This window comes from Melioribacter sp., from assembly GCF_049325435.1.
Classification (GTDB): domain Bacteria; phylum Bacteroidota; class Ignavibacteria; order Ignavibacteriales; family Melioribacteraceae; genus Melioribacter; species Melioribacter roseus.
On sequence record NZ_JBMOLD010000014.1, the window covers coordinates 59752 to 83870 of the forward strand.

At 42.3% G+C, this 24119-nt stretch carries 17 protein-coding genes; 2 read left to right on the top strand and 15 right to left on the bottom strand.

Annotated elements, in window-relative coordinates; genetic code table 11:
• Nucleotides 1-26: 26 nt before the first annotated feature.
• The 11 genes from ACOYVE_RS11395 to ACOYVE_RS11445 all read right to left on the bottom strand — a co-directional run bounded on the left by ACOYVE_RS11395 (nucleotide 27) and on the right by ACOYVE_RS11445 (nucleotide 14973).
• Complete coding sequence (locus tag ACOYVE_RS11395) at nucleotides 27-3005, bottom strand: TonB-dependent receptor (protein ID WP_422882024.1); 2979 nt, start codon at nucleotides 3003-3005, stop codon at nucleotides 27-29.
• Nucleotides 3006-3200: 195 nt separating this feature from the next.
• Nucleotides 3201-6827 (bottom strand): glycoside hydrolase family 2 TIM barrel-domain containing protein, encoded by a 3627-nt coding sequence (locus ACOYVE_RS11400; RefSeq protein ID WP_422882025.1) that lies wholly within the window; start codon nucleotides 6825-6827, stop codon nucleotides 3201-3203.
• A gap of 126 nt (nucleotides 6828-6953) precedes the next feature.
• Nucleotides 6954-8084: an SIR2 family protein gene (locus ACOYVE_RS11405; RefSeq protein ID WP_014855662.1), complete on the bottom strand. Its 1131-nt coding sequence runs from the start codon at nucleotides 8082-8084 to the stop codon at nucleotides 6954-6956.
• An 18-nt stretch (nucleotides 8085-8102) separates the two neighbouring features.
• Nucleotides 8103-9086, bottom strand: coding sequence for an aldo/keto reductase (locus tag ACOYVE_RS11410; RefSeq protein WP_422882028.1), 984 nt, complete (start codon nucleotides 9084-9086; stop codon nucleotides 8103-8105).
• A gap of 17 nt (nucleotides 9087-9103) precedes the next feature.
• Nucleotides 9104-9844, bottom strand: coding sequence for an SDR family NAD(P)-dependent oxidoreductase (locus ACOYVE_RS11415; protein WP_014855664.1), 741 nt, complete (start codon nucleotides 9842-9844; stop codon nucleotides 9104-9106).
• Nucleotides 9845-9912: 68 nt separating this feature from the next.
• On the bottom strand, nucleotides 9913-12120 hold the full coding sequence (locus tag ACOYVE_RS11420; RefSeq protein WP_422882029.1) for a TonB-dependent receptor: 2208 nt from the start codon (nucleotides 12118-12120) through the stop codon (nucleotides 9913-9915).
• Nucleotides 12113-12862, bottom strand: coding sequence for a hypothetical protein (locus ACOYVE_RS11425; protein ID WP_014855666.1), 750 nt, complete (start codon nucleotides 12860-12862; stop codon nucleotides 12113-12115). The genes ACOYVE_RS11420 and ACOYVE_RS11425 overlap by 8 nt, the downstream gene beginning before the upstream one ends.
• Nucleotides 12863-12915: 53 nt before the next feature.
• Nucleotides 12916-13230, bottom strand: a complete 315-nt coding sequence (locus tag ACOYVE_RS11430; RefSeq protein ID WP_014855667.1) for a winged helix-turn-helix domain-containing protein — start codon at nucleotides 13228-13230, stop codon at nucleotides 12916-12918.
• The gene (locus ACOYVE_RS11435) at nucleotides 13220-13822 is read right to left on the bottom strand and encodes a hypothetical protein (RefSeq protein WP_422882032.1); all 603 of its coding nucleotides are present in this window, start codon (nucleotides 13820-13822) and stop codon (nucleotides 13220-13222) included. The genes ACOYVE_RS11430 and ACOYVE_RS11435 overlap by 11 nt, the downstream gene beginning before the upstream one ends.
• Before the next feature lie 83 nt (nucleotides 13823-13905).
• Nucleotides 13906-14541 carry a hypothetical protein gene (locus ACOYVE_RS11440; protein ID WP_422882033.1) on the bottom strand — a complete coding sequence of 212 codons (636 nt, stop codon included), beginning with the start codon at nucleotides 14539-14541 and terminating at the stop codon, nucleotides 13906-13908.
• Between the two features lie 9 nt (nucleotides 14542-14550).
• Nucleotides 14551-14973 carry a hypothetical protein gene (locus tag ACOYVE_RS11445; protein WP_041355875.1) on the bottom strand — a complete coding sequence of 141 codons (423 nt, stop codon included), beginning with the start codon at nucleotides 14971-14973 and terminating at the stop codon, nucleotides 14551-14553.
• 102 nt (nucleotides 14974-15075) lie between these two features.
• Between ACOYVE_RS11445 and ACOYVE_RS11450 the strand changes: the two genes are divergently transcribed.
• Both ACOYVE_RS11450 and ACOYVE_RS11455 read left to right on the top strand, forming a co-directional pair.
• Complete coding sequence (locus tag ACOYVE_RS11450) at nucleotides 15076-15684, top strand: TetR family transcriptional regulator C-terminal domain-containing protein (protein ID WP_422882035.1); 609 nt, start codon at nucleotides 15076-15078, stop codon at nucleotides 15682-15684.
• A gap of 24 nt (nucleotides 15685-15708) precedes the next feature.
• Nucleotides 15709-16401, top strand: coding sequence for a DUF2461 domain-containing protein (locus ACOYVE_RS11455; RefSeq protein WP_422882037.1), 693 nt, complete (start codon nucleotides 15709-15711; stop codon nucleotides 16399-16401).
• A gap of 5 nt (nucleotides 16402-16406) precedes the next feature.
• Here ACOYVE_RS11455 and ACOYVE_RS11460 read toward each other — a convergent pair whose 3' ends face one another.
• The 4 genes from ACOYVE_RS11460 to clpB all read right to left on the bottom strand — a co-directional run bounded on the left by ACOYVE_RS11460 (nucleotide 16407) and on the right by clpB (nucleotide 23958).
• Nucleotides 16407-17504 carry a PepSY-associated TM helix domain-containing protein gene (locus ACOYVE_RS11460; RefSeq protein WP_422882039.1) on the bottom strand — a complete coding sequence of 366 codons (1098 nt, stop codon included), beginning with the start codon at nucleotides 17502-17504 and terminating at the stop codon, nucleotides 16407-16409.
• A 70-nt stretch (nucleotides 17505-17574) separates the two neighbouring features.
• On the bottom strand, nucleotides 17575-18819 hold the full coding sequence (locus ACOYVE_RS11465) for a DUF4374 domain-containing protein (protein ID WP_014855675.1): 1245 nt from the start codon (nucleotides 18817-18819) through the stop codon (nucleotides 17575-17577).
• Nucleotides 18820-18832: 13 nt separating this feature from the next.
• Nucleotides 18833-21187 carry a TonB-dependent receptor gene (locus tag ACOYVE_RS11470; protein ID WP_422882041.1) on the bottom strand — a complete coding sequence of 785 codons (2355 nt, stop codon included), beginning with the start codon at nucleotides 21185-21187 and terminating at the stop codon, nucleotides 18833-18835.
• 152 nt (nucleotides 21188-21339) lie between these two features.
• Entirely contained in the window at nucleotides 21340-23958 is a 2619-nt protein-coding gene (gene clpB, locus ACOYVE_RS11475; protein ID WP_422882043.1) for an ATP-dependent chaperone ClpB, read from the bottom strand.
• Nucleotides 23959-24119: the final 161 nt, after the last annotated feature.

The window sequence follows — 24119 nt, forward strand, 5'->3', positions numbered from 1 at the left end:
ATAATTATTATGTATAACTCTTCACATTAACGGAAATTAACTCTGAATCCCATTTCGGCCCTTAGACCGTAGGATTCGTCGGTGTCTTTGAAATTATTACCTCTCATTAAGTACGTATCGTTAGCGCCGTTAAGGTTGTTCAAATTCAGGAACACCTCAATATTGTACCAGGGAAGTCTCTGTTTGGCAACTACATCCCATCGCAAATACTTGTCTTTATCTGTTCTGAGAGCGTTCCAGTAATTCGTACTGTTGAATATTCTGGATTGATAGATCATCGAAAAGAGAATCGAAAAATCTTTGTAATCCCAGCCCAAAGAAACGTTAACAATATCATCCGGCTGATTTATCAAACGGTCAGTGTAAGTGGTGTCGGTATAAGTCGGTCTGAAATAAGGGAAGCCTGTGTTGCCGACAATTGTATACGGATATTTAGCTTCGGAAAACGCATGCGTGTAATTGATATTGAGCACAAGACCGTCGAGAGGCGAAGGCAGGTACCAGAAATGCGTTTGCCACTCGCCTTCAATACCCCAAACTTCAACTGTATTGGGGTTGTTATAATAAGCGTCTAGCGAGTAACCTTTTACGTTAAGATTAGGATATTGCGGGACGTTATGCAAGCCTTCGTATTGAGTAGGATCAATAATATAACTGGAATAATAAAATACGAAATCGTCAATACGCTTTAAGAATCCTCCCAATGAGAATAAGCCGATTTCATTGTTATAAACCGATACCTGAACGTCGAAATTTTCCGACCTTATCGGCTTCAGATTTACATTGTTCCATCTGACGGAACCGGTATAGACGTCGATCCAGGGAACGATAGCCTGAAAATTCGGATAAGCCAACGTATTAGTATAAGCGCCTCTTAAACTGAGCCACGGAAGCGGATCAAATTTAATATTGACCGCCGGCAGCCAGTAACCGTGAGTTTTTGTAACGGTCGTATCGATATGCGGCAATTCGTTAGGATAGGGATTCGACGCGCTGGCGTTGTAAAATCTATTCGCCCGATACGAAGTAGTCAGATTTTGATATCTCACACCGGTCATAATCGACAAAAACTGGCCGATACGGAACGTGCCCATAATATATCCTGCGCTTCGTTTTTCATTACCGGAGTAATCCCATGCTTGCGAGGAATGCATATTCGGAACCCATGCGCCCGCTCCGCCCGTAGGAGCTGCATCCAGATTCAATCCGTAATCTACGACTATATCCTTAATTCTCCTCATGTAGTCGAGATTTACGGTATTGTCGAAGGTATAATTGCCGTTAAGGAATGTTCCCACATTTATATCGGGATCCAAGAATGGCGATAAAAATATTCTTTCGTTGGTTTCGGGTTTAATGCCGTATTCTTCCAGCCATGGGAAAGCTTCAACGATTCTCTTGCCTATCTCTCCAAACCAGACATAACCGTAGCCGTAATTGTAATCATAGTTACGTTTAGTGTATAAATACATGGCTCCGGTTTTCAGTTTAACTGACAGCAAATCGGAGATATTAATATCTTTCGAAAAATCAATCGAAGCGCGTATGTCTCTTTGCCTCAAGAAGCTGTTTGACGTTTCAACGTTTCTAAGCTCCAAACCTTCTTTGTCGACAAGCTGGTGCGCCAATCTTGCTATTTCGACGGGAGGCAATTTGTCGTCAATTTTATTCGTGCCTACGGATAATTGTTCGAAAGTGATAGTCCAGGAATCGGGATAAATGTTTTCCGAATAAGAATGCGATAATGTAGCGTCGATGTCTACGAACGGAGTCTTTTGATTATAGCTAAGAATATTCGAAATAAGGTTTATGGTCTTGGGAGATTCATTGACATAATAATGAACATTATTGCCGCCGCGTTCGAGTCCGTATTGCTGTTGATAGTAATTCGTATTTGATTTGCTCTGACTCAACATATTCATCAAAGCGATATTTCCGTTCTCCAGGTCGTAATCAAACGTCAGCGTTCCGTTATACCTTTTTTCTTCGCGCGGATAGAAATAGAGATTCAGACTCGTTAAAGCCAGAGAATCCGGATTAATTGTTCGTGCGATTTGAGTATAATTAGCATCCAGACGATTCGAAGTCAGATTTTGCTGCTGAATAATTCCCTGCACGAAAACTCCGAAACGGTTATCGAGATAACGTTTTTCAAAACTCAAATCGAGTTTGTAATTGTTATATTCGTTAGTCAGGTCGGTATAGCCGCCTTGAGCCTGGAATGAAATAGCCGGCATATCAGCAAAACCGAGAGGTTTATCGGAAAGATTTTTGCTCGCTTTTCTTATCCCGAGATTTACAGTACCGCCCAGCACAGCAGCGTCCATATCGGGAGTATTGGTTTTATAAACTTCAATGCTGCCCAAGGAACTCGAAGAAATCATTCGCATGTCAATGCTGCGCCTGTCGCCGCTTTCATTGGAAGGCACGGGGACGCCGTTAATTGTAATTTGATTGTATTCGGGACTCAAACCGCGAATAACCACCTGAGTAGCCTGGCCTCCCGTTCTAACCAGAGAAATACCGGGCAATCTTCCGATTGATTCGGCGGCGTTGGCATCCGGCAATTCCTGAATACGTGCGGACGAAACAACGTTTACAATATTTTCCGAAGACAACTGTTTGTTGATTGCTTCATTCTGACCGCTGGCTTGCGCTGTAATTACAACTTCCTGGGCCGCCACTGAAACAACATCCAACTCAAAATTAATTTGAATGTGCTGATTGTCCTTGATTTCTACTTCGGTTTCTTTCGGTTCATAACCGATATAAGAAACTTTGATAATATGCTTCCCTTCGGGTACGGATGAAATTATATATTTTCCTTCCACATCCGAAGCCGTTCCCAGGCTAGTGCCAACGATAATAATGTTGGCTCCAATAAGAGCCTCTCCCGTTACCGCATCAGTAACTTTACCAGATATTCTGCCGGCAGCGTAAGAGAATTGAGTTTGTACGAATAAAAACGAGAAGAATGAAATAAAGAGTAAGATTTTTTTTCCCATAGCCTCCTCCTGCTATTTTTTTAATTTGAGTATTAACCCCCGAAGTAACAAAAAATAAACGAACTCTGTCAATCGTTCCCGCAAACGTTTGCAAATTACTTTTTTACTTTTTTTTTGTCAAGAAATTTATTTCTTCCTTATTAATTTTTTTTATGCCGGCTTTATTTCGCCCCTTTGTCTCTTTATAAATCCCTACTACCGTATTTCAATTAAAAGTCTGCCCCTGTATTCTGAGGGGTAGATCCTGTAACGCGGCATTACCGGATTCGGAGTGTCGCCTACCGAAACAGGTTTGTAGTCGATTCTAACTCGATAATTGTCGCCCTTTTTGAGTTGATACAGATATTCCGCCCTATCGAGATTATTATAAGGCACAACCGAAAAGCCAACCGGCAAAACGGACGTTACTTTAACGGCGTCACTGCCGTATTTTAATTCGAACCATCTTACATCGGAAAAATTTCCGTATTCCTGCGGTTCCAAATAAGGTTGTTCAATTTCGGATACTCGCAGCTCGTGTATGCCCAAACGTTGTCCGGTTTTTCTATCGCCGTAATTTTCGTGAGGTCCCCGTCCATAAAAAGTTAATTGTTCAAAATTATTCGGAACTTCGAATTTGAGTCCCATTGCGGGAAGCCACGACACGTCGAAGCTGCCCAACGGCGATATGTTATGGTCGATTAATAACTTTCCGTTGCCGAAAAATGTGTATTTAAAATGATTTTCAATCAGATCGTAACTGTATGAAAATCGCGTGTACGTTACTGCTTCAATCGTCACTGCAGTTCCGTCTTCATTGATTTCTACATTAATCTTTTCCGGATGATTTGAATACTCGTTCAAGCCCATACGATACCAGTCTTCGGCTTCGGCTTTTCCCCAAAACGATTTTTCATTGGATATCGGCGCCCGCCAGAGATTAAAGCCCAAACCAGTAACAACAACGTCGTTATTATTCTCAATTTCAATATTGCCTGTAGCTTTGTCAAAAACGAAACGATTATCGCCCGTCTCAACAATAACTTTTTCGTTCTCTTCTTTATAATTTACTTTTCCGGCGGAAGACGCGCTCAAATATCTGTCGAATTCAATCGGTTTTTCATTCAGAATAAATTGTTCGAACGTAATTTCGAAACCCTTGCCGGCATAAAAAGCGCTTTCTTTCAAACGGCACGATAATTCCAGTACGTAATCGGATTGGGAATCAACATCCCCCACAGGAAGTTCGAATATCTTCTCCTTTTGAGGCGGAACATCCAGATTCAGTTTTCCACTATTAATAACTTTATTATCCCGGTATAATATCCATTCCGTATCGAATTCGTTAAGATTTGTAAAGCCGTATTTGTTAACCGCGCGGAAAATTCCCTTGCCCGCGTCAACGGCGTAAAATCGAATCGGGGACATACTTTTCTTTGCCTGCCATAATTCGGGTTGAGGTTTTCGGTCGGATGTAATCATCCCGTTTATGCAGAAAGGACTTATTCCAAATGTCAGATACTCTTCGCCGCCGTCTATTATTTCGTCGAATTTTAACCACAGCAGAGACATACCTTTCGAAGATATCTTTACTTCGTCGTAGACATAATTCGAAATCCACCCCAAATGCTGGTCGGTATGTTTAAATGCGTCCCTTCCGATATTAACGGGATAGGGCTTGCTTCGGATCGCTGCGTTATAACTTTTTTCCGCCGCAAGTTTATTATCGATATAAAGCTTCATCGACGAACCGTCGTAAGAAGCTTTTATATTATGCCATTTATTATACCAATCCGAAGGCGCTTTTGCTTTCAGTAAATTTTTGTAGTCATTAACATAAAACGCAATTGTATCTGCGTTTAATTGAATTAAACCGTATTGCATAGCTTTGGTAACAAACGGATTTTCCGAATAAAAACGACGCGGCATCAAGGTAACTTCAATTTCAAGATCTTTGCTTTTCAAATCGAGAACCGGGTCGTCGTAAACTTCCACCCAGTCGTCGAGACCGCTAAGTTCAAGCGCTTTGTTATTTTCGCCTTCGACCAATTTCGGTCTTCCCATTATGCCGCACTGAATATCGTTGCCGGAATAATCTTTTACATATTTTTCTTTTACGAACAAACCCTGGTCGATCCAATCCCATACGAATCCGCCTTGCAAAACCGGTAATTCGTAAATGGTTTCCCAGAACTCGTCATAATTTCCCAAACTGTTTCCCATGGCGTGAGCGTATTCGCCCATGACGACGGGCTTATCGCTTTTTTGCCCGATTGTCCTCAAGCCGGCCGGAGTGGGATAACGAGGACCGATAATATCGACATAAGGAGCTTCGCCGTCGGGCCAGTTCGACTGATGCATTAAAAAACGAGTCGGATCATATTTTTTAATATATTCCGCCATTGCGTAATGAGGTTTATCGAGTCCGCATTCGTTTCCGGTGCTCCAGATAACAACGCTCGGATGATTTTTGTCGCGCTGCACCATTGCAATAAATCTGTCCATTAATGCGTCGAAATAATCTTCCCGCGACGGAAAGACATATTCGGTATAATGACATTCGGCGTTTACTTCGTCCATCAACAAAATTCCGTATTCGTCGCACAGGTCGTACCAATCGGGCGAGTTCGGATAATGGCTCGTCCGTACGGCGTTGAAATTAAAGCGCTTCAGAAGTTTTATTTCTTCGATCATATTTTGACGCGGCACGGCGCGTCCTTTACGCGGGTCGTGCTCGTGTCTGTTAGTCCCGCGGAAATAGACGGGCACGCCATTCAAAAGCGCGATGCCGTTCTTAATTTCGAGTTTTCTGAATCCTACTCTTTTACTCGTAATTTCAACGGGATTCCCTTCCGCATCGAGTAATTCAACAATCAACGTATATAGATACGGGCGTTCGTCCGACCATTTATGCGGATTTTTTACTTTCGCTTCCAACGAGATATTAAGTTCGGAACCGAGGGTATATTTTTCGGACACATTTTTAGCTACGACATTTTTATCACGATCGTATAGCGAATAGCGAACCGAGAATACTTTTTGAGAGCCCGTATAGTTTTTAACCAATAAATTCATGTTAAGTACGGCGTCTTTATATTCTTCGTCCAGATCGGTTTTAATAAAGATATCGCGGATATTTATTCGGGATTTAGCATAGATAAATACGTCTCTGTAGATGCCCGAAAACCGGAACATATCCTGGTCTTCCAGATACGATCCGTCGCACCATCTTAATACTCTAACCGCCAATATATTTTTCCCTTTCGATACTTTATCCGTAATGTCGAATTCCGCGGGAGTCATACCGTCTTCATGATACCCGAGGTATTTGTCGTTGAGCCAGAAGAATGCGGCGGATTTGACGCCTTCGAATCGCAGGTATAATTTTTTATCATTCAGCCACCGATTAGGCAGCTCGAAGCTGCGTTTATAAAGACCGGTGGGATTAATACTGTCGGGCACATTTGGCGGATCGTACGGTTCGAATTCCATTGGCACATTGCGATACATAAGATAACCGAAGCCTTCGGTTTGCCAGTTCGAAGGCACGTTGATGTCGTTCCAATCCGAGCAAATAAAATCTTTCTTATAAAAGTCGTTCGGTGAAGCCTGAGGATTAACGAACCATTTAAATTTCCAGTTGCCGTTGAGACTCAGAACAAGATTCGAATTTTCTTTATAGTAACGAAGAGCCGAGTCTACATTGTCAAAAGGGAGAACCAACGCCGCATGAGGTTCGGTATTTTCGCTGAAGCGGCGGGGATTTTCGATATAATCGTCAAGAGAAATTTGAGCCGAGAGAGTAAGTATAGGCAGCAAAAAGAGAATTAGAATCCTGTTCATATAAATCCTCATTTAAGTTATAAAGTAAAAAAATCAAAGAAGGGATAAGAATCTGCAATTGCAAACGTTTGCAATCTACGCCTTTCCTTTTTTTTTGTCAAGTTAATTTTTCTCTATTCACCCTTTTTAAGGCATAAATTCGGAAAAGAACCCCTTTTCGATCAATCCCTCGAATGTCATATTTACAAAACGTACTTTCTCCGCCAGTGATTTGTAATTCAGCTCCAGCGATTCCTTCTTTTTCGGATTAATTACAATTAATTCCGCCCCCGGTCTGATATTTTTTTTGAAAAGCGCTTTTATATGCAAATCGCTTTCCGACAGCGAATAGCCGATAAATACAATCTTATCTGCCGCCCTGATCTCTTTGGAAGCCTCCACCAACAATTGCGAAATCACCGGATGATGCAACGATTTCAAGTATGAAGGCGGCATTATTAACGTCTCGAAATCGGTACCGTCTATCGGACATCGATATTCGTATTCCACCTTGTCGGGATGCGTATAACCCAAAAACTTTCCGCGGTTCAAATCGATCTTTCGATCCCACGTGGTCAATAACGTCTGATTGCAACAACTGCAGTACTTCCAGTTGAGACTTCCGTGCAGTTTTATGATTTTAAATGCTTTCGGCTCTATCGATTCCTCCAGCAGAAGCGGCTCTCGCGGATTTATCCAGTAATGATACTCTTTTAATTGCGGGATCTTTTCGTAATTCATGAAATGCATACAATAATCGAGATAAAAATTTTTGTTGAAGAAAGACTCGTTCTCGTCGTTGGTTTCGAATGCCTGTTCGAGCAAAGTGTCGTAATTCAATGTAATTATCGAAGAATTCGGGACGTTGTCTACAATGTTTTTCCAGAAGAGATGATAATAGTGGCTTTTCTTGTCCGTGTTGAGATTAACTATATAATGTATCAGCTTTATCAGATATTCGCGGATTTCCCGTATTCGCGCAACGTTATATTTGCTGTTTAAACTCTCGTTGTGTTGAATAAAATAATCGATGAATCCGAAAACGGCTTCGAGCCTGGGATAAAGGTTCAGCTCTCTGTCGAATTGAAAATTTTCTTCAATGAATTCGATTACAACTTTTCCGATGGTTGAATTACGGATTTCGTCGAGTGCGGGATTCAAAATTTGAGGCAGGAGTTCTTTTTGAAGCGGCACGCCGTCAGGATTCGACGCTCCGGCTCCCAGAACAAATACAACATCCCTTCCGGGCGGATATTTAATAAATTTTTCTACAAGCATTGCAAAACGTCCTTTTGGCTACCAGCGATGGTGAACATAATTATAAATATACTTTTCGTAAATCTCTTTTATATTCGACATAATTTCATCCGGAAGCTGGGGAAGATCTCCCGAGGCGAAATTGTATAAAGCCTGTTTTTCGCTTTTTGCTCCCGGTATGGCACAAGTAACCGCATCGTTCATCAAAATCCACCTCAATGCAAATTGAGCCATGGTCATTCCGGAAGGACAAATCGATTTCAATTCTTCTACCGCTTTTAATCCAACTTCGTAATCGATGCCGGCAAATGTTTCTCCTTTGTCGAAAGATTCGCCGTGACGGTTGAACGCCCTGTGGTCGTCGGGTTCGAAGTTCGTATCCGGCTTCATTTTGCCGGTTAAAAGTCCGGATGCGAGGGGCACGCGTGCAAGTATTCCGACCTTCCGTTTTTTAGCCAGTTCGAAAAACAGTTCAGCCGGACGCTGCCTGAACATATTATAAATTATCTGAACGGACTGAACATTCGGATATTCGATTGCTTTAATTCCTTCTTCGACTTTCTCTACGCTTACTCCGTAATACTTAATTTTCCCCTCTTTAACGAGATCGTCGAGTATATCGAATACTTCGGGCATATAATATACGGGCGTCGGAGGACAGTGAAGTTGCAACAAATCGATCGAATCGGTCTCGAGATTTTTAAGACTTCTCTCCACGAACGAAGTCAAATATTGCCGGTTATAGCCTTCGACTGTATGCGGTTCGAGACGCCTGCCGGCTTTGGTCGCTATATAAATTTTGTCTTTGTATTCCTTCCTCAGTTTGGCGAGCAATCGTTCGCTGCGACCGTCGCCATAGACGTCGGCCGTATCAAAAAAATTAACTCCCATATCGACAGCTTTATGGAGCGCTTTGATCGAATCGTTGTCGTCTACTTTTCCCCACGAACCGCCGATAGCCCATGCGCCAAAACTTACTTCGGAGACTTTCCAGCCCGTACGTCCGAGTTCTCTGTATCTCATACTTCCCCCAATATTTATCAAACATTAATTTTGGTCGTTAAAAATTCATACAAACCCGCCGGCAATATACCGACAAATTTAGACATTAATACCGTAGGCAACGGAAATTGTATAATTCTTTTTTCTTTTTCAATTCCTTTAACTATTATTTCGGCAGCTTTGACGGGTTCGATAAGAAACGGCATTTTAAATTCGTTTTTGTCGGTCATCGGAGTTCTAACGAAACCGGGTTTAATGGTAATCACTTTAACGCCGTATGGTTTCAGTTCTACTCTCAGACCTTCGAGCATAATCGTGGCTGCGGCTTTGCTGGCGCAGTAGAAACCGCTGCCCGAATAGCCGCGATTATCCGCCAGACTCGACACGCCGGCAATTACTCCTTCCCTTCTTTTAATAAAATCAGGCAGCAATTTTTCTATCCAATAAACCATACCGAGCAGATTAACCGAAAACGTTTCTTCCGCATATTGCGAATTATATTCCCCGACGGTCATTCTGTGCCCGACGCCGGAATTTAAAATAGCGATATCGATTTTTCCGAATTTTTCGATTGCGGTATTATACGCCGCGTTCACTTCTTCTTTTCTGGAGACATCGCATTTTAATTTCAGAATATTACCGCCGTCTAAATCGAGTCGTTCGATATTTCGCGAGCAAAGAATAAGTCTGCAGTTTTTGAGCGTCAGTTTTTCAGCCAGAGCTTTTCCTATTCCGCTCGAAGCTCCGGTAATCAATACGATTTTGTCCTCGAATGTCATTTCGATTTTTTTATCGAAAGATAAGAATTTACGGCGATATTATTCGACGAAAGAATGAAAATATAAATTCAGATTTGCAGCATAAAACCGAAGACGAGCATACGCCTTCCGAAATAACTTTCGATTTCTTTTTTTTGTCCGTAATCGAACAAGTAACTGTATCCGAATAAGTTTTTGAAGCCGAATATATTCAGAGCTTCCGCATAAACGACAAGATAATACTTATTAAAGAGCATATTGTAATAAGTCAATCTCAGATCGATTCGTTTATAGTCGGGAAAGCGGACTGAATTATCGGCTCCGTAAATCGGTTCGTAGATGTCGTATTTTTCCTTATAGACCGCTCCCACAACGGGAGTGTATGGTCTGCCGGTTGCGTATCTGCAGGTAAATCCCAACTGGAAATAATCCGACAGAGTAAATTTCATAACCAGATTCAAATTGTGCGTAATATCGTAAGAACTGCGCGTTAAATTCTCGAAATCGATCCATTTTCTTTTTGTGTCGATATATCCGTACGAAATCCAGCCTGTAATTCCGTACGGAAAAATCCCTTTGTATATCAAATCGATCCCTTTTGCAAATCCGTATCCTGAATTGTCATAATTAGCAAAATCGTTTTCAGCAGGAAGGTCGTCGTAATCTTTGTAATAAAATTCCATGCGCAGGGAATTGTTGTCGTCCGGCGTAAATTCATACGAGAATATATAATGTTTTGCTCTCATCGGTTTCAGATCGGGATTACCGTCGTTCGGATTCAAGAGCCGGGGATCGGGCATTTGCCTGAACATCCCCGCTCCGAATCGAAATGTTGTTTTCTCAGATAGTTTATAACTGAGCGAAAATCTGGGGTCGGCCCACTCCGCATTCAATTGAAATATTTTATCGTATCGAATACCCGCTGCTGTCGATAAATTTTTTATACTGAATAAGTTTAGGTATTGAAGTTCGGTATATAATCCCGCTCTGTCGCCGTTTATTTTAGCGTCGATATTTATGTATTCGGCGCCCGGCCTGATATCGTAATCGTAATACGGAACCTTACCGAGATATTCTATTCTTCTCGATTCGAATTCGAAGCCGCCAAGTAATTTAACTTTTTGCGCTATCCGATATTCCGCATCGCTCCTGAATGAAATTACATTTTCGGTTTTTTCAATATCAAGCGTTCCGATTTTCCAAAGGTTTTTGAACCGGTTGTAGCCTACCGCCGTTTTCAAAAGAAGATTTTTGAAGACCGGATTAATCGACTGTAAATTGACGAGGTAATTCGAAGAGTTGCCGTTAAAAACGCCGTTATACTCGGCTCTTTCCACATTAACGCCCTGTTTGTCGTCCGCAGCCATAACAAAAAGTTTGAGTCTCGAAGATTTCGAATATTTGACAATTGCCCCTGCGGTAAAATTCCTGGATACGGGAGCGACTGTCATCCTTTCTCTGCCGCCGTTCAACCAGAAGATCGGGTCGGTATAGCTTTGAGAAAAGTCGGCATAAATTCCTGTCGATTCGTTTTCCTGCATATAACCGTAAGACAAGTCTAAACTTGCAAGAGAGAGTCCGAAACTCCCGCCGTTATTAACGGGAAGGTCTTTCGTTTCGATGTCGAGAACGCCCGAGAGCGCATTGCCGTATTTAACGGAAAATCCTCCGCTCGAAAAGTAAACCGATTTGATGGCGCTCTGTTTCAAATTCGAAAAGAGTCCGCCGTAAGAAGATTCCAACGTATACGGATGATAAACCGGGGTTTGATTTATCATTGTAACGGTTTCCAGCGGGTCGCCTCCTCTAACATATAGTTCCGCGCTTTCGGAAACGTGCGTGATTCCCGGCATCGTCTTGAGCGATTGATATAAATCCGCAGCCCCGCCGGGCGTGGTAAGCACGTCCATTCTGTTTATTACCAGTCCTTTCTCTTTTTCGGAACCGTAGGAACTCGCCGAAATAACCGTTTCCTTCAGTTCGACCTCTTTTTCTTTTAGGACAATAATTAATTCTATTTCTCCGCTGCGAAACAATTCGATTTCCGTTTTGAATTTTTCGTATCCGATAATGCTTGCGCTCAAGATTGCTTTGCCTCTCTTCGAAGAGACAAATTCGAAGTAGCCCGACTCGTTTGTCATAGCGCCTTCGAAAGAACCTTCGATAAATACATTCACATACGGAATCGGCTTGCCATCGGCGTCTTTTACATATCCTTTAACCGTCGTACGGCTCTGTGCATTAATATTCAAGGCTACCAATATGCAAAAGAGCGTTTTCAAAAAAACATTATTCATTCTCATATTCCTTTATTTTTTCTTCTGCTTCAGGTATAAGCGCGTGTTTAATCCATCCGTATTCCGGCTCCGAGTTCAATGCCCTGTTGTAAGCAAAGAGAGCGGATTGTATATCTTCCAATTCAACGTATGTTCTGCCGAGCCAGGCGAGCGATTCGGCGTATCCCCATGCAGGAAGATTGCGATAATTTTCGAAGAGAAAAGTTGCTTTGCTGAAATTCTTGAGAGCTTCCTCGAAGCTGCCGCCGAACATTTTAGGAGTATTGAACTTCATCATTCCCCTGATTACGTATGAATACGGATTTTCCGGATCGATTGACTGAGCCTCGTCGAGGAGTTGATGAATTTTGGGCGAAAGCGTAACCGCGCTTATCGGATTCGTTGCAATTTTCATCATATAAATTGCAGCTTTTATTACGAGCGCGTCGGCTCTTATGTCGTCAAATTCGAGCAGCCGTTCGACATCTTTAAGAGTCGCTTCGTAATAGTTGCCGAAGACGCTTTTGTTGCCCATATTCATTTCGAGCAATTTGTAACCGAGCAGCGCGCTATAATAAGCGGCATTGTGATTCCCGCCGGTATAGGCGAGTTCATTAAATTCCGAACGAAGTTTTTCGAGATCCGACGAGTCATATCTCAAATACGCGCTTTTTGCAAGACCGATAAGACTGTCGACGCGCTCAACCTGAGAATACAATACAGACGAAACAACTAAGACGAACAGACAAATTAATGATTTCATTTTTCCTCCTCAAAGTACTTTAAAAAATAAAGCGGCAAAACAAAAAATTTTTCTTACTTCTTTCCTATTATTTTTTCCAGTTGTTCTATATATGCTTCGAATGCTTTTCTTCCTTTAGCTGTCAATTTATACGTGGTTTTCGGTTTCCGGTCGATAAATTCTTTTTTCGAGCTGATATATCCGGAGTCTTCGAGTTTTCTCAGATGAACGCTCAGATTGCCGTCGGTGGCTTTTACTTTTTCCTTGAGAAAATTGAATTCCGCTTCTTCCAGTCCGATCAAAACCGACATAATCGCAAGGCGAATTCGGGAATGAATAACTTCGTCGAGCTTTTGATAATTAAAATCTTTTCCGGATTTATCGGTCAATCCTGCTCTCCATCTCCTTTTTATACTTTTTGTAGATTACAATTCCCGGCACGGTTTGAAACGCCAACATCATCAAAGCCATCAAGAGGAGCTGCATTTCCGAGTGAATAAAGAAAAGAATCAGCGCGCCGCACCACCAGCCTGCGGAAACGTTGGTCAGCCATTTACTCTCGAGAATTTTTCCCGTCACCATATATCCGATTCCCATAATTACGGACAAAAGCGGATTGATCGACATCGGATTAATATTTCCCGAGAGCGTGCCGACAAAACCTATTAAAGTCATACTGATCCCCGCGGCGAGCCAAACCGAAGAAATCAATTTTCCGGCGTATGTTTTCGGAAAACTCTTTTCGTTTTTTCTTTTGTTATAAAATGAATAGAGCCAGCCCGCGGGAATAAGCACGACCCATACATAAAAATAGTTGAAATAAATGTGCAATTTAATCGGGATATACATCGCCAGCATACCCACAATTACAAGCGCGCCCCAGAAGATGTAATCCTTGCCGTTATAAACCACTTCCCTTTTTGTTTCTTCGATTACTTTTCTGATAAACCGAATATCCTCTAACGCCCTGTTGCCGTCCACGCCTCCTCCTATTACAAAGTGCTTTGTTTTTCAAAGCACAAATTAAGCGAACTTTTCCTCTTTGTCAAGCATATTTTTTTTAATTAATAATTTTCCTTTTTATACTCGGAAAAGAGCACAAAAAGAAAATTGACGGCGAACGTGTAAGCGATTAGAAATGCAATTCCCGCAATAACTTCCGCTTGAAATCCAGGTCGAAAAACAATTCCCTCTTTCAAAAAGAGGTAATAATGATAAAGGCTTCTCATATTTATAATTGCCAGCAGCACAACGGGTAGCAGCACGAGGTTCACCGCTCTTCTCAAGCGCTTTCTTCCTTTTGCTATTTCCCTGAAAAAAAAGAAAAAGACAGCAATCGCCGCCGAATTAAGGACTCTCAGACTTTCGGAAGCAATTCTGAATTCAAGAAGACAATCGGGGAACAACTCTTCGAGTATTCTCATTAGGATCAATGTCGCAATGAATACAATCGCCAGCCTTAGAGAGAGCTTTGCGCCGGCAGCCAATCTTTTTTCGTTGATTAAAAGCGCCGCGGCAATATAAACAATCGACAAGTTCGAAATCGCCCAGAGAACCGTCGTTGTAAATCTCACCGAGGCGTCGTAGCCCAACGTCGGCTGCATTGTATAGATTAATTTATGCACCGACAAATAAACAATTCCGACTACAGCCGCAAGAGACGCGGCTGGTATATTAAATATTATTTCTTTTTTTATCATAATCCGGATTTAATTGTAACTGTATTTAATCATCAACACTCGCAACAATTCCCGATTTAATTCGAGAATTTTCATAACATGGACTTCTTCGCCTTTATTATTGTATACAAAAATCAATCTTTCCGCGCCGTTGAATTTCCACGTGCCTGTCTCCAAATAGTGGGCGTCGGCGGGATGCAGCACAAGCCAGCTGCAGGCGCCGTCGTCGTTGAATGTAATCCTTCTGCGAAAACGCGATGGAGGAAATTCTTTATATCCTTCCGGCCGGAATATATCCGTACTGTCGGTCTTCTCCTCGTACGAATCGTACCACGTATTGAACAACAAGCCGATTTCTATTGCTTCGCTCTTAGTAGGTTCCTCGTTACATGCCGTCGTTGACAGTAAAATTGTAAATACGGCGAATATGATATGTCGGTTAATATATCCCATAAAAAGACTTTTAATGCGATTCAAAATAAAAACCTGCCCGGAGAAAAGCAAAGAAGAAAATGAAGCTTGACACTTGTAGACGACCGGTCTATTTTAGAGTTTATGAATTCCGCTAAAATGAAAATACTTCAATCCGCCGCGTTTCTGATACGCAAAAAAGGATTCAATCATACCGGCATTCAGGAAATTCTCGAAACAGCAGGAGCGCCCAAAGGCTCTTTCTACTATTACTTCAAAAGCAAAGAAGAACTGGGAGTTGAACTGATCGATTTCTATATCGAGTTTTTCCGCGCCAAGATAGAAGAAATAATGTCCGGCAAATCGAAACCCGGCATTAAACGAATTAAAAAATTCATAGCCGTCTTCAACGATATATTCGTATCCGAGAACTATTCGGGAGGTTGTCCGCTCGGCAACCTCGCCCAGGAAATGGGAGATCTGAATGAAAAATTCAGACTAAAAGTATCCATGGCTTTCGAGGAAATAGAGTCGTTTGTTAAAACCTGTCTCGACGACGCGGTTGCCGCCGGCGAAATCGATAATTCCGTGAACACAAAAAAGACCGCGCAATTAATCATCAACAGTTGGGAAGGAGCCATTATGAGAATGAAGGTTGAGAAATCGCTGGCGCCGATTAAATTGATGGAAAAAATGATAATAGACCGGTTGATTTTGAAAAAACCGGCAAAGGATAAAAAATCAAAAAAATAAATATATCAAAGGGAGTTTTTGAATATGGCAGACGTCAATTATATGAGCAAATTTCCCGCCGCGCCGCTCGCATTTCTGAAAAAACTTAAAAAGAATAACAACCGGAACTGGTTCGAAGAACACCGCCGGGAATATGAAGAGGACTTTCTCATGCCGGCGCAGGCATTCGTGGAAATTATGGCGATGCATTTAATCGAAATCAAGCCGTCGTTTCAGGCAATTCCCAAAATCGACAAATCGATTTTCAGACTACATCGCGACGTTCGATTCAGCAAGGACAAAAAACCGTACAAGACCAATCTCGGCATTCTCTTCTGGGAAGGAAAAGGCAAAAAAATGGAATCGAGCGGACTCTATTTCCACGTCGATCCGGAATCCTTTTTTATTGCTGCGGGGATGTACGAGTTTACCAAAGACCAATTAAAAAAATACCGGGAGACCGTAGCGATTGAAGCCAACGCCGTAGAATTAGACCGGATATTGAAGAAGATCGAAAAGAAAGGATACACAATCGGAGGCAAAAGTTACAAGCAAGTTCCGAGAGGATTCGACAAAGATTATAAATATTCGGAATTGTTGCTCTACGGCAGTCTTTACGCATACGACGAAAAAGACGTTTCTTTTCTGGAAGACAAAGATCCGGTAAAACTCAGCATTCGCACATTGAAGGATTTACTGCCGCTGCACAATTGGCTGGCGGAAAATATTTGCGGGTGACCGCTCTATTTTTTTCTTTTACCCAGCCATAACAAAAATCCGGTTACGGGAAGAGAAGCGCAGAAAAGACTTACAAAGAATGCAACGGTTTTGCCGGCTATTCCTCCGATTGCGCCTACGTGAACGTCATAGTTCATTCTAATGATAGAATCGGCAAAATCCGCATCTTCTGCTCTGCCGTATAAACTCGGGGTGTTTATTTCTTCCAGTGTATATTGATCGAAAAAAAGATAATCGGCATTGTAGTAAATCCCTTTCTTTTTATATACTTCTGCGTATATAGATGACGAATCGGAATGCGGAAAATGGATTTCGTATCCGTCGGCATCAGGATAACTGCCCTTCAAAATAGGAAGCAGCTCGTCTATACGAGTTTGCATTTCTTCGTTTTTTCCAATCGAGACATTGTTCGGTATAATGAAACGCGGGTCTTTTTCTCCGCCGGCTCCTTTATAAACAATATAGTAAAACCAATCGTAAGCCATTACTGCGCCCGTAAAAGCGATAATGAAAGCAAGAAAGAAAATATAAAAGCCGATTATTGAATGAAGGTCGTAATTCTTTCTTTTCCACCTTGTATTAATATTCCAATCGAACCACAATCGTCTTTTCTTATTTTTTCCTTTAGTCCACAGATAAAATCCGCTGATTAACGCAATCATAAAAAGGAGGACGGATACTTTGACTATCTCCGAGCCAATTTCTTCCGGGAGCCACAAACCAAGGTGCCCTTCAAGCAAAAAAGCAAAAAAACCTTCCAGATGATTTTCGCTTTTGAGTATTTTGCCGCTGTACGGATCCAGATATACGCTGCTGTAAAATTCAGGCTCCGGTTCATAAAAAATCACTTCAAGAGGTTCGTTGGCTTTGCCGTAGTAAATGCCGTGAATCGATTTTCCTGGAAAAACTTTCGAGGCAATTTCTTTTGCGGCGCTCGGAATCAATGGCTGCTGGTTTCTAACGGGTACGGCGAGCGCTCCGCATACCAGATTATTTATTTCTTCATTAAAAACCCAGAGACTCCCGGTTAAAGAAACAATCAGAACAACGACGCCCGTCAACAGTCCTATAATTTCGTGTATTTTTAGGATAATTTTTTTCATTCCGCCCCTTTCAAAAAATCGCGGGGACTGCGCCAATTCTGTTTTTGCGCAGTCCCGCATTAATATTCAACTACATTCTAAAAAAGCCTTTAATGGTTTTGCCGTTTATTTTAGCTCCTCTTACCGCCGAAGCGGATTCGATGTCAATTTGATAGACGTAAGCGTCGCCTGCAGTTTCAACGCTTACATAAACCTTTCCGTCTTCCACAAGCAGCGGAGTCGAGGTATATCTTTTCGCATGGAGAGGAATATTTGCAACGTCTGTAGCGGTCTGATTAACAAGGTCGAGAATGACAAGTTTTTGGTTGAAAACGGTTCTGCCGAAGGCGGTCCACAGTCCGCCGTTGTCGTCCGTTAGAATCCTGGCAAGCGCTTTATTATTTCCCAGATAGTCAAACCAGAAGATTTTTCCTCCCGTAATACTTTCTACATTAAAGAAATAATTCGGGTCAAAGTCGGCGCTGCCCGCTTTGATTCTTAAAATGCCCGAAGGTTTTGACGACGCCGGCGAAAAGCCCGCCATCGAGGCTCCGCACGAAAACGAATAGAGATCGCCGTTTTCGGTTTGAATCAATCCGGTTGCCGCGCCGTTAACGCCAATGTTCGACGTGCGCGGATCGGAAATTATTTTCTCCGGCACAGCTCCGACGTCGGGATACGAATAAACCGCAATAAATGCGCTGTCGGGACTCGGAGTGGTAAACCACCCTTTGGCGTCGAGTTTATGAAAGGGTATAAAAAGTTTGTCTCCTCGCACCTGCAAAGCCGTAGGCCAAGCGACTAACGAGTCTTCCTGAGATTCGAAAATCCGGGTGCCTACTATTTTGCTTACAAGCGCAGTATTCACGTCCACAAAATAGAGTCTTCTGTTTGCAAATCCGGCGCGCGGTATTTCCATTGCAAGCATTGTTTGATTGTCATCCGAATTGCCGAACATTTCAAGCGAATTCTCAAATATGAACTCGCCCTTTTTAACAATATTACCGTTTTGATCTTTTACATAAGCGGCGCACTGATTGTCTTCGCTGTATCCCGACGCAAAAAGTGTATTGCCTACTTTATGAAAGAATCTCCAGCCGGTCAATTCTATTCCCTGTCCAACGGCGGAAATTTCCCCCTCCATTATGTTTTCCTGTGTTATCAGATATTCTGTTTCGTCGCCGCCTGTGGTTTTAAATGCCATTGTAATTCCCTTTGAAATCTCCGTCTCTACGGGGTCGGTAGCGCCGGACTCTCCGCACGATATGACGATTATCGCAGAAAATATAATTGATAAAATTAATTTGAGTTTGTTTTTGAAAACAATATTAGACATGTTATACCTCGCATTATTTATAAAAATATCTGAGTTTTATGTTGAACGCCCTTCCGGGTTTTTGTATCATAAAATTATCGTACGCCAGCTTGTCGAAGATATTGGCAATCGAGAATGTAATATTGTACCTGCCTTCATTCATACTGAATTCGACATGAATATCCTGAATGAGCTGAGAAGGAATAACATTTTTTCCTCTGGCATCGCCTAAATTTTCCCAGGTCAGAAAAAATTGATGCACATAACGCAATGAATAATAGAGGTTTATCTTTCGAGGAGATGATTTCCGGTTCAAACTTATTCCAAGCGAGTTGTTGAAAAAGAAATACGGCACGTTCGGAATGCGGCTTTTATAGTTAGTATTCGGCAAGCCTTCGTCGAATTCGGTATCGTCCAACAAATTTTGATATGTTATATTTGAGTTTAACGATACGAAATCATCGTAACTGAAAGAAAACGCTCCTTCTATACCGTCGGCTTTTACGTTCCTTAGATTTTCATATTCTCCGAAAGGTCCCAACGGATTAAACCGTATAAAATCTTTCGATAAACGATAAAAATAATTTACTCCGGCTTTAACCTCCCAGAGTCCCGACTCGAATCGGTAGTCTATTCCAAGATTCAGATTATAGCTTCGTTCGGGACTTAAATTCGGATTAGGCAAAACATAAATGCCGTCGCCCAATATTTCGTAACTCTCCGGTATTCTATAGGCTTTCTCAAAAGAATTCTTGATAAGTAACTTTTCCAACGGGCTGTATGACAGGGCAAAACCGTAGCCCGAGCGGAAGAGCTCCGGTTCCGTTATTATTTCCGTATCGTCATAATCGATAGTAATTATTTTTGCGCGGTAGAGATAACTCTTGGCAAAGAGATTGAACTCAAAGCGGTCGTTATATTTGAATGTGTAATCAGCTCCCGAAAGAATCTTATTGATATAATTGGGAGATTCGAACGAGCGATTGAATTCGTCTACTTTGTCTTTTCCCTTTCTAACGACATAATTCTGGACTATATTAATTCCAAGAGAATGGGAATGAGAAAATTTATAAATTGTTCCGATATTATTGGAAATAATAAAATCGGAAAATTCAAATAACGATTTACGCTCGAAGAGCTCTCCTTTCGGATCGCTTTCATCGCGCTTAATCGACTCGCCCGCCCAATTAAATTTGAAATGAGACGTATCAACTACGCTTTCGCTGACTATTCCCGCCGCCGAATATGCTTTGAGTTCCATGTTATCAAATTGATTCGAATAAGTGACGCCGGCGATTGCAGTTCGATTTGTCGTATGAAATCTACCGAATACTCTGTAAATATTATTATCCGGGTGCTGGTAATCTTTATTATTGCCCGCAAGTATTATTCTCAGCGAAATTTTATCGGCATACTTTCTTTCGAACAAGCCCGTTTCGGCGTTAATCATCATTGAACTATAACTGTCGTGGAAGCGCCTGATATCGATATTCTTAATAAAATTGCCGAGTTCCAGATCGTAAACCGGAGCGTTTTTCATAATGAAGTCATTGTCCGAATAATTCCAGAATATAGAAGCTTTGAGAAAATATTTCCTCGTATTGTCGGCATACTGACCGTTTAAAGAAAATCGGTGAGTGTTAAAAGAGCCGAGAGAATATGAGGCGTCCAGATATGAAGTTTTCCAGTATCCGGTAACAATATTAACGGCTCCTCCGAGCGCGTCGGCGCCGAGAGATATAGGGACAACTCCTTTGTAAATTTCTATCTTCTCGATCAGATTAACCGGGAAATTATTCAAGGTAAGAGCAGAACCGAAATTCTCTAGAGGTATGCCGTCGATAAAATATCTGATTTGATTTCCAGAAAGTCCGTTCATACTCAAATTAAAGCCGGAACCCAAGCCACCGCTTTCACGCAAATGAATTCCCGGAGCCGAACTTAGCAGGCGATTTCCGTCTACAGGCAAATTCTTTTTTTCTCTACTTTCCAGAACAGCAACGGAAAATCCTCTTTCTCTCAAGAGCTGCGCTTCCGACTTGCCTTCAACCAGGACGCTTCCGAGTTCTACCGCTTTTTCCGTCATTTCGAAGTTAAGATTCAGGCTGTCTCCCTCTGAAATTAAAATTTCTTTAGTGATAGTAAGGAATCCTATTCCGGAGACATTTATAATGTTTTTTCCCGAAGGCACATTTGAAATTTTGTAGGTGCCCTCGGAATTCGTAGCCGCTCCGATTCCCCTGTTTTTAATAAATACATTGATACCAGGCAACGGCTCTCCGTTTACATCGGTTATTTTTCCGAAAATTACGGCTGAGCCTTTTTGTGCGTAAATAGCGCTATAAGAACAGAATACCAGAATAAGAAAGAGTAATTTATATTTGATCATAATTTAAATTTAGACTAAGTCAAAATAATGACTGCAAATATAAGTTCTCTGTCTCTTATTTACAAGATTTTATAAATTCTGTGTGAAAAAAAGGGGATGTCGACTAAGTCGGCATCCCCGAAGATATGCTTAGACTCTTTTTTAAAGTAAATTTACTTCTTCGAAAAGCTGAGTCGGCCCCGGTCGTCGTATCTCACCACAATTGTATCGCCGCTTTCGAAATTGTTCATCAACAATTCGCTTGCCAGCGGATTTACAAGGTATCTCTGAATAGTGCGTTTCAGCGGACGCGCGCCGTATGTTACGTCGTATCCGTGACTGACGAGGAAATCTTTCGCTTCTTCTTCCACTTCCAGAGTCAACCCTTTTTCGGCTAACATTTTGCCTACCCGTTGCAATTGAATGTCGACAATCTGATTGATTTCGGATTTCAGCAACGGCTTGAAAAGAACCACTTCGTCTATACGGTTTAAGAATTCCGGACGTATCGCCTTGCGCAACAATTCTGTCAAAGAAACCCGCAATTCGCCCATAATGTTTTCGAAATTCTCCTCGTTAATCTCGCTCAGTTTTTCCTGTATCAGATGCGAACCGAGATTAGAGGTCATTATTATAATCGTATTCTTGAAATCGACTGTTCTGCCTTTGTTGTCTGTCAAACGTCCGTCGTCGAGCACCTGCAGCAGTATATTGAATACGTCCGAATGAGCTTTTTCGATTTCGTCGAGCAGAACCACCGAGTAGGGTCTTCTTCTGACGGCTTCTGTTAATTGACCGCCTTCTTCGTAGCCGACATATCCCGGAGGAGCTCCGATAAGTCGGGAAACCGAATGTTTCTCCATATATTCGCTCATGTCGATACGTATCATGGCGTGCTCGTCGTTGAAAAGGAATTCCGCCAGAGCTCGGGCAAGTTCGGTTTTACCTACGCCCGTAGTGCCGATAAAGATAAACGATCCGATCGGTCGATTGGGATCCTGCAATCCGGCTCTCGACCTTCTGATTGCGTTTGCAACGGCGGCTACTGCGTCGTCCTGTCCGACCACGCGTTTATGCAATTCTTCTTCGAGTCGGAGCAGTTTCGAGCGTTCGCTTTCGAGCATTCTGCTGACGGGAATGCCAGTCCATTTGGCTACAATTTCGGCAACGTCCTCGGCGTCGACCTCTTCTTTCAACATTTTCATTTCTTTCTGTATTTTGGCGAGCTCTTCGGTCTCTTTTTTGAGTTGTCTTTCGAGTTCGTTAATAACGCCGTATCTGATTTCCGCTACTTTTCCGAGGTCGCCTTCGCGTTCATATCTTTCTGCATCGGCTTTAGCTTTTTCAATTTCGCTCTTCATAGAGCGAATTTTTTGGATCTTTTCTTTTTCAAGAATCCAGTGACTCTTCAACCTGTCGCGTTCTGCAATCAATTCATTCAATTCTTTTTGAAGCTCTTCGAGACGCGAGGCCGAGTCCGGGTCTTTTTCGCGTTTCAAAGCTTCGCGTTCAATTTCGAGCTGTTTAATTTTTCTTTCTAAAGCGTCCAATTCTTCCGGCATCGAATCGATTTCGATGCGGAGTTTCGACGCCGCTTCGTCGATCAGGTCGATTGCCTTATCGGGCAAAAACCTGTCGGAAATATATCTGTTGGAAAGTTGAACTGCCGCGACAATAGCGCCGTCGGTTATGCGAACGCCGTGGTGAACTTCGTAACGTTCTTTCAACCCTCTTAGAATCGAAATAGCGTCTTCCTCGCTCGGTTCGGCGACAAATACGGGCTGGAATCGTCTTTCGAGAGCGGCGTCTTTTTCAATATACTTTCTGTACTCGTCGAGCGTAGTAGCGCCGATAGCATGCAGTTCGCCTCTTGCCAGAGCCGGTTTCAATATATTAGCCGCGTCCATTGCGCCTTCGGTTCTGCCGGCGCCTACCAGCTGGTGTATCTCGTCGATAAAGAGAATGATTTCCCCGTTGGAATTCTGCACTTCTTTTACTACAGCCTTCAGGCGTTCTTCGAACTGTCCTCTGTATTGAGCGCCGGCTACGAGCGCGCCCATATCGAGAGCTACAATTCTTTTCGAGCGGAGAGTTTCCGGCACGTCTCCGGAAACAATTCTATGCGCTATGCCTTCGGCTATTGCCGTTTTACCCACGCCGGGCTCGCCAATTAAAACCGGATTGTTTTTCGTTCTGCGCGAGAGCACCTGCAACACGCGACGAATCTCTTCGTCCCTCCCGATAACCGGGTCGAGTTTATTTGTGCGCGCCAGTTCGTTCAAATCGCGTCCGTATTTCTTTAAAGCCTGATAAGTGTCTTCCGGATTTTGAGAAGTAACCCTCTGATTGCCGCGTATCTCTTTCAATGCGGCAAGAATCACATTTTTGTTTACTCCGTTTTCATTGAGCAGTTTTCCGACCGCTCCTTTATCTTCGCTCAGCGCAATCAATATGTGTTCGTTGGACACATATTCGTCTTTCAAACTTTTCGCTTCTTCAACCGCCTGGTCGAATACTTTGGCGGTATTCATCGACAACTGCTGATTGCCCAAACCGGCGCCGGTAACTTTCGGCAGCCTTTCGAGCAATTCCGCTGTCTTTATCTTCAGTTTGTCGATACTGCCTCCCGCTTTCTGAATTATCGATGAGGCAACTCCCGAACCGTCCTGCAATATTGCCGCAAGAATGTGTTCGGGCTCGACTATCTGATTGTTGTAGTTTTGGGCAATCTCAATCGAGTTTTGTATCGTCTCCTGAGCCTTTATTGTAAATTTGTTAAAGTTGTATGCCATTTTTTCATCCTAATTTTTTTGCCCTTATAAAAAGTATAAGAATAAAAAGTTTCTAAAACAAAAAAATATTACTAATTAGTATAATATTAATTAGAAATAATTCCGGCTTATATTCCTCTTTTCATCCGGATGTAAAATAGACTATCGAAAGTGATATAATT